This window comes from Kribbella kalugense, assembly GCF_004365875.1.
GTDB lineage: Bacteria > Actinomycetota > Actinomycetes > Propionibacteriales > Kribbellaceae > Kribbella > Kribbella kalugense.
In genome coordinates, this window is record NZ_SODF01000002.1 from 2,784,551 (window position 1) to 2,790,981 (window position 6,431).

Annotated in this window: 5 protein-coding genes and 1 rRNA gene; 5 read left to right on the forward strand and 1 reads right to left on the reverse strand. The window is 66.5% G+C overall.

Annotated features, from left to right (window positions below):
• Positions 1-6: 6 nt before the first annotated feature.
• Both argH and EV650_RS31245 read left to right on the forward strand, forming a co-directional pair.
• Positions 7-1,422, forward strand: coding sequence for an argininosuccinate lyase (gene argH, locus EV650_RS31240; RefSeq protein WP_134122535.1), 1,416 nt, complete (start codon positions 7-9; stop codon positions 1,420-1,422).
• Positions 1,423-1,432: 10 nt separating this feature from the next.
• Positions 1,433-2,107, forward strand: coding sequence for a DNA-3-methyladenine glycosylase (locus tag EV650_RS31245; RefSeq protein ID WP_134122536.1), 675 nt, complete (start codon positions 1,433-1,435; stop codon positions 2,105-2,107).
• Here the strand turns inward: EV650_RS31245 and EV650_RS31250 are convergent.
• Positions 2,104-3,051: an LLM class flavin-dependent oxidoreductase gene (locus tag EV650_RS31250; RefSeq protein WP_238174555.1), complete on the reverse strand. Its 948-nt coding sequence runs from the start codon at positions 3,049-3,051 to the stop codon at positions 2,104-2,106. The two genes, EV650_RS31245 and EV650_RS31250, sit on opposite strands and share 4 nt — an antisense overlap.
• Positions 3,052-3,160: 109 nt before the next feature.
• Here EV650_RS31250 and EV650_RS31255 point away from each other — a divergent pair, with 109 nt between their 5' ends.
• The 3 genes from EV650_RS31255 to EV650_RS31265 all read left to right on the forward strand — a co-directional run.
• Positions 3,161-4,198, forward strand: a complete 1,038-nt coding sequence (locus EV650_RS31255) for an App1 family protein phosphatidate phosphatase (RefSeq protein WP_134122537.1) — start codon at positions 3,161-3,163, stop codon at positions 4,196-4,198.
• A gap of 61 nt (positions 4,199-4,259) precedes the next feature.
• Positions 4,260-5,552 carry a tyrosine--tRNA ligase gene (tyrS, locus tag EV650_RS31260; protein WP_134122538.1) on the forward strand — a complete coding sequence of 431 codons (1,293 nt, stop codon included), beginning with the start codon at positions 4,260-4,262 and terminating at the stop codon, positions 5,550-5,552.
• A gap of 590 nt (positions 5,553-6,142) precedes the next feature.
• Positions 6,143-6,431, forward strand: a 16S ribosomal RNA gene (locus EV650_RS31265); the annotation flags it as partial.

Consider the following 6,431-nt stretch of genomic DNA (forward strand, 5'->3'; position numbering starts at 1 on the left):
TGAGAAATGAGTACGGGAGAAAGCACTGCCCTATGGGGTGGGCGGTTTGCGGGTGGACCGGCTGATGCGCTGGCCGCGTTGAGCAAGTCGACGGACTTCGACTGGCGGTTGGCGCCGTACGACATCGCTGGGTCGAAGGCGCACGCGAAGGTGCTGCATCGGGCAGGTCTGCTGACCGATGAGGACCTGGCCGCGATGCTCGCCGGGCTCGACGGCTTGCTTGCTGACGTGCTGTCCGGGAAGTTCTTGCCGGCTCTTGAGGACGAGGACGTGCACACCGCGCTGGAGCACGGGCTGCTTGAGCGGCTCGGTGCCGAGCTTGGTGGTCGGCTGCGGGCGGGGCGTTCGCGGAACGACCAGGTCGCGACCCTGTTCAAGGCATACCTGCGGGAGCAGGGTCGGATCATCGGCCGCCTGGTGCTGGAGCAGGTGAACGCGCTGGCCGAACAGGCCACGCAGCACCTGGGCGTGGCGATGCCGGGACGGACGCATCTGCAGCACGCTCAGCCGGTTCTGCTGTCGCATCATCTGCTCGCGCACGCCTGGCCGCTGATCCGCGACCTCGACAGGCTCGCCGACTGGGACGCGCGCGTCGCCGCAGACTCGCCGTACGGCTCGGGCGCGCTGGCCGGTAGCTCGCTGGGGCTGGACCCGGTGTTCGTCGCTCACGAACTGGGCTTCACGAACTCGTCGGCGAACTCGATCGACGGCACGTCGTCGCGAGACTTCGTCGCGGAGTTCGCGTTCGTCACCGCGCAGATCGGCGTCGACCTGTCCCGGCAGGCCGAAGAGGTGATCATCTGGGCGACGAAGGAGTTCGGGTTCGTTCAGCTGGACGACGCGTTCTCGACCGGGTCGAGCATCATGCCGCAGAAGAAGAACCCGGACATCGCCGAGCTCGCCCGCGGCAAGTCCGGCCGGCTGATCGGGAATCTGAGCGGCCTGCTCGCCACGCTCAAGGCGCAGCCGCTCGCGTACAACCGGGACCTGCAGGAGGACAAGGAGCCGGTCTTCGACTCCATCGACACCCTCGAGGTGCTGCTGCCCGCGTTCACCGGGATGATCCGGACGCTCCGCTTCAACACCACCCGGCTGGAGGAGCTCGCTCCGCAGGGCTTCTCATTGGCGACCGACATCGCCGAGTGGCTGGTCCGTCAGAAGGTGCCGTTCCGCGTCGCCCACGAACTGGCGGGCGCCTGCGTCCAGGCGTGCGAGAAGCGCGGCATCGAGCTCTGGGACCTGTCGGACGACGACCTCGCCGCCATCTCACCCCACCTCACCCCAGAAGTCCGCACCGTCCTCACCGTCAAAGGCTCCCTAGCCTCCCGCAACACCCGAGGCGGCACCGCCCAACCCCAAGTAACCGAACAGTTGGCGGAACTCCGCACCCGCGCGGCGGAACACGCGGACCGCCTCGCTTAAGGTGCTGAGCATGCGCCGTTCGGTTCTTGCTGGTCCTGTGTTGGAAGTGGCGCCGAAGTTGCTCGGCATGGTGCTGCGCAGGACGACGGATGACGGGACGGTCGCAGTCCGGATCACCGAGGTCGAGGCGTACGACGGCCCGAACGACCCCGGCTCGCACGCGTACCGAGGAGAGACCACCCGGAACGCAGTCATGTTCGGCCCACCCGGATTCCTGTACGTCTACTTCACCTACGGCATGCACTTCTGCATGAACGTCGTCGTAGGCCCGGCAGGCAACCCCTCAGCCGTCCTGCTCCGCGCAGGCGAGGTCATCGAAGGCGCCGACCTGGCCCGCGCCCGCCGCGGCCACCCCACCCCGGAGAAGGTCGCCTTCAACCAAACCGCAGGCATCCGCCAAGGCCCGGTGGTGAAGCGCCCGAAGCCCAACCCCGACCGCGATCTCGCTCGCGGCCCGGCCCGGCTCTGTGTTGCCCTTGGCATCGGACGCGAAGGCAACGGCGCCGACCTGCTCGCGAAGGACTCACCCATCCAGCTCCTCCCCGGACCAGGCTTCGACGGCGAACCGTCCACCGGACCCCGAGTCGGCCTGCGAGAGGCCGCCGACCGGCCGTGGCGCTTCTGGATCCCGGCCGATCCGACAGTCTCGCCGTACCGCCCGCACGTCCCGAAGCGCCGCAGCTAGCGCTTCGCCAACTCCAGCACGTAGTCGAGCTGCGGAAGCCCGTGCTCTACCTCCGGGTCCGGGAACAGTCCGATGTGATGCACCCCAGCGGCCTCGAGCGCGTCGACGTGCGCGGCCGCGTCCTCGAGCGTGCCGATCGCCCCGATCTCCGTCCACCAGTCCCGCGGCATCCCCACGAGCCCCTCGACGCCAGACTCGTCGTACAGCTTCTTCAGGTCCTCGAAGAACGGCAGCGCGGTCACGCCCGGGTGGTTGTCGCTGATCCGCCAGCCGAGCCACGGCGCGGTCCACTCGTACGCCGTCTTCCGATCCTCCCGGACGCACAACGCCGCGAACACCGCGACCACGAACCCCTCCGGCGATCCGGCGTACTCCACCGACTGACGCACGTACGCCGGAGTTGCGGGCTCCGCGAGCACGACACCGCCCGCGACCCGGCCGGCCAGCGCCATCGACTTCGGGCCCATCACGCCGAGCAGGATCGGCGGCGGGGTGACCGGTGGCGCGTCCAGCTTCACCTTGTCGAGGTACACCGCCTTGCCTTCGAAGCTGACCTCCTCGCCGGCGAGCAGCCGGGTGACCGTCGTGGTGACCTCGTCGAGTGTCGTCAGCGGCGACTTCGGCCGGACGCCCATCTGCGCCATCCACGGCTGCACGCCGTGACCGATGCCAGGCAGGAACCGCCCCGGTCCGAGCGCCTCCAGCGTCGCGAACTCCATCGCGGTGACCGCGGCGGTCCGAGCGACCGCGGGCACGATGCCGAGACCGACCGTCAACCGCTCGGTCGACGTCAGCGCGGCCGACACCAGCGACGGACCGGCGGTGAAGAAGCAGTCTTCGATGATCCACAACTCGTCCGCGCCACCGCGGTCGAGCCGTCGGGCCACGTCGGTGACGAGGGCGGCCGGGAAGGTTCGCGGGAAACACATTCCGAGACTGGTCATGGGGGGACGCTACGAGATGCCGCCGACAGTTCGTGAGAGACGCGTCAAAGGTTCTCGCCGACCGCGGGGGAGGGCGACTAGCGGACCGTGCTGCGGGTAGGTTTCTGGTATGGCCCGTCCGCACTACGCGTCCCGTCTCGAGGACTGGTTCAACGTGGGGGTGCAGGCTGTGCTGCGGCGGCGCGGCTGGCAGGAACGGATCATTCCGCAGGTCGGCTACGGCAACACGGAGTTCGTCCGGGTGCTGGCCCGTGTCGTGCTCGGCCGGGATCCGCGCAACCAGCCGCGGTACGAAGAGGACCAGGTGATGCGCGGCTGGCGCGTGTTCGTCACGGCGCCGGCCACGAAGGTGCTCGTCAGCGTGACCGTCAAGGGACAGACGTTCAACGCCCTCACCGACCGCGGCGGGTTCATCGACCTGACCGTTCCAGTGGTGCTGCCGCCGGGGTGGCACGAGATCATCCTGGGCGTCCACGGCGACCGGCAGGCCCGGGCGCGGATCTTCGTACCTGATCCGGAGGCGACGTTCGGACTGGTCAGCGACATCGACGACACAGTCATCCTGACGATGCTGCCGCGTCCGCTGATCGCAGCCTGGAACACCTTCGTCCGCGACGAGCAGGCGCGTCGCGTCGTACCAGGGATGGCCGGGCTGTACGACGAACTGCTGGCGGACCACCCTGGTGCGCCGATGTTCTACCTGTCGACCGGAGCGTGGAACACCGCACCGACGCTGACCCGCTTCTTCGCCCGGCACGGGTACCCACCGGGGCCGTTGCTGATGACGGACTGGGGCCCGACGAACACAGGCTGGTTCCGCAGCGGTCAGGAGCACAAGCGGACCGCGCTGCGGCGGCTGGCCAAGGAGTTCCCGAACGTCCGCTGGGTCCTGATCGGCGACGACGGCCAGCACGACCCCCAGTTGTACGGCGACTTCGCACAGACGCACCCGGATCACGTGCTGGCCATCGGCATCCGCCAGCTCACTCCGGCCGAGCAGGTCCTGTCGCACGGTCTACCCGTACCGAACCCGGACCCAGGTGCTCACGACCCGCAGCGGCCGACTGCAGTCACAGTCCAGGGGCCAGACGGGCATTCACTCCGTCCACAGCTCCGGGCAGTGCTGGCCCGCCCCGAACCCACCTGAGCGGCAGCTCCCCCTAGTACAGGACACTATGAGGTGACCGACGTACTCGAGGAGAGAACAAGTGAGCGAACGCCGCACCCAGGTATTAGATGACCTGGAGAGCCGTGGGCTGATTGCCCACTCCACCGATCCGGATGCCCTCCGGGCCTCGATGGCAGCGGGACCGATCACCTCCTATGTCGGTTTCGACCCCACCGCGCCCAGCCTGCACATGGGGAACCTGCTGCAGCTGCTGACGCTGCGGCGGCTCCAGCTGGCCGGCCACAACCCGATCGGGCTCGTGGGTGGCGCGACCGGGTTGATCGGTGATCCCAAGGAGACGTCCGAGCGGGTGCTGAACCCGAAGGACGTCGTGCACGAGTGGGTCGAGAAGGTACGCGTCCAGGTGGAGAAGTTCATCGACTTCGACCAGTCGCTGCCGAACCCGGCCCGGATCGTCAACAACTACGACTGGACGAAGGACCTCAACACCCTCGACTTCCTGCGGGACATCGGGAAGCACTTCCCGGTGAACCGGATGCTCGGCCGCGAGGTGGTGAAGGCACGGCTGGACCAGGGGATCAGCTACACCGAGTTCAGCTACGTGCTGCTGCAGTCGCTGGACTTCCTGGAGCTCTACCGGCGGCACAACTGCACACTGCAGACCGGCGGTAGCGACCAGTGGGGGAATCTGACGGCCGGCGTCGAGCTCATCCGACGTGCCGAGTCAGGCAAGGCGCATGCGCTGGCGACACCACTGGTGACCAAGGCCGACGGTACGAAGTTCGGGAAGACGGAGTCCGGCTCTGTGTGGCTGGACGAGGAGCTGACGACGCCGTACGCGTTCTACCAGTTCTGGTTCAACAGCGACGACCGCGACGTGATGCAGCTGGTGCGGTACTACACGTTCCGTACGGCGGAGGAGATCGCGGCGCTCGAGCAGGCGACCGCGGAACGTCCACAGGCCCGAGAAGCTCAACGGGTGCTGGCGGAGGACGTGACCACGCTGGTGCATGGCGCTGACGAGACGCGGCGTGTGCAGGAGGCCTCGAAGGCGCTGTTCGGCCAGGGGGAGCTCGCGTCACTCAACGGCTCCACACTGGTCGCCGCTCTCCGGGAAGCACCCCATGTGGAGCTGGGCGCAGGCGAACCAATGCCAACGTACGGCGACCTGTTGGTGAAGTCCGGACTGGTCGCCAGCAAGTCCGCTGCGCGCCGCACGGTAGCTGAGGGCGGCGCGTACCTGAACAACGAGAAGGTGAAGGACGCGGAGTACGTGCCTGGTACGGACGACCTGCTGCCAGGTGGCGTACTCGTGCTGCGGCGCGGGAAGCGTTCATTTGCAGGGGTTCTGGCCTCGCCGGCACGGGACTGACGGCCCTGTCATGGCCCTGGTGTGGGGGTGGGCTCCACTCCCACACTCGGGTTGCCGAAGGCAAATTACAGCCCTGTGATTCAGCCCACCGGGGGCCGATTTGACCGGCCACCTACGGGCCACGTAATGTTCTTCTTGTTGGAGCGAGGCGCGGGACGCGAAAGCGGCCGGTCGCTCCGAACCCCCCAAAGGCTAGAGCAGCCGGAACGTGTCTTCGGACTCGGGTCGGCCCCTCAGACGCGGCGGGTGAGCAGAAAAATTGGGTCTTGACTCGGTGGATCTGCTCCGGTAGAGTAACGCAGGTTGCCCCGGGGTCCTGGCCGAGAGGTCATGGATGCGGTGAGCGTCCGATTCTTGAGAACTCAACAGCGTGCCGAAAGTCAATGCCGAAATTGTTTTACCCCGTACACAGGCATTGGGTGACTTCTTCTACCTGGATCTCTTCGAGGTTTGGGTGGTGGGTTGTCTATGTTTGTGTCGGATTCCTTTGAAGTTATTACGGATGACAAGCCAGTTTTGGTTGTTTCTGATTCAAAGGATCACTCAAAGTAGTCTGTTTTCCATGGTTCGCCGTGGTTGACATATGGATTTCAACGGAGAGTTTGATCCTGGCTCAGGACGAACGCTGGCGGCGTGCTTAACACATGCAAGTCGAGCGGTAAGGCCCTTCGGGGTACACGAGCGGCGAACGGGTGAGTAACACGTGAGCAACCTACCCTCAACTTTGGGATAAGCCTCGGAAACGGGGTCTAATACCGGATAATACTGACTGTCTCATGATGGTTGGTTGAAAGTTCTGGCGGTTGGGGATGGGCTCGCGGCCTATCAGCTTGTTGGTGGGGTAATGGCCTACCAAGGCGTCGACGGGTAGCCGGCCTG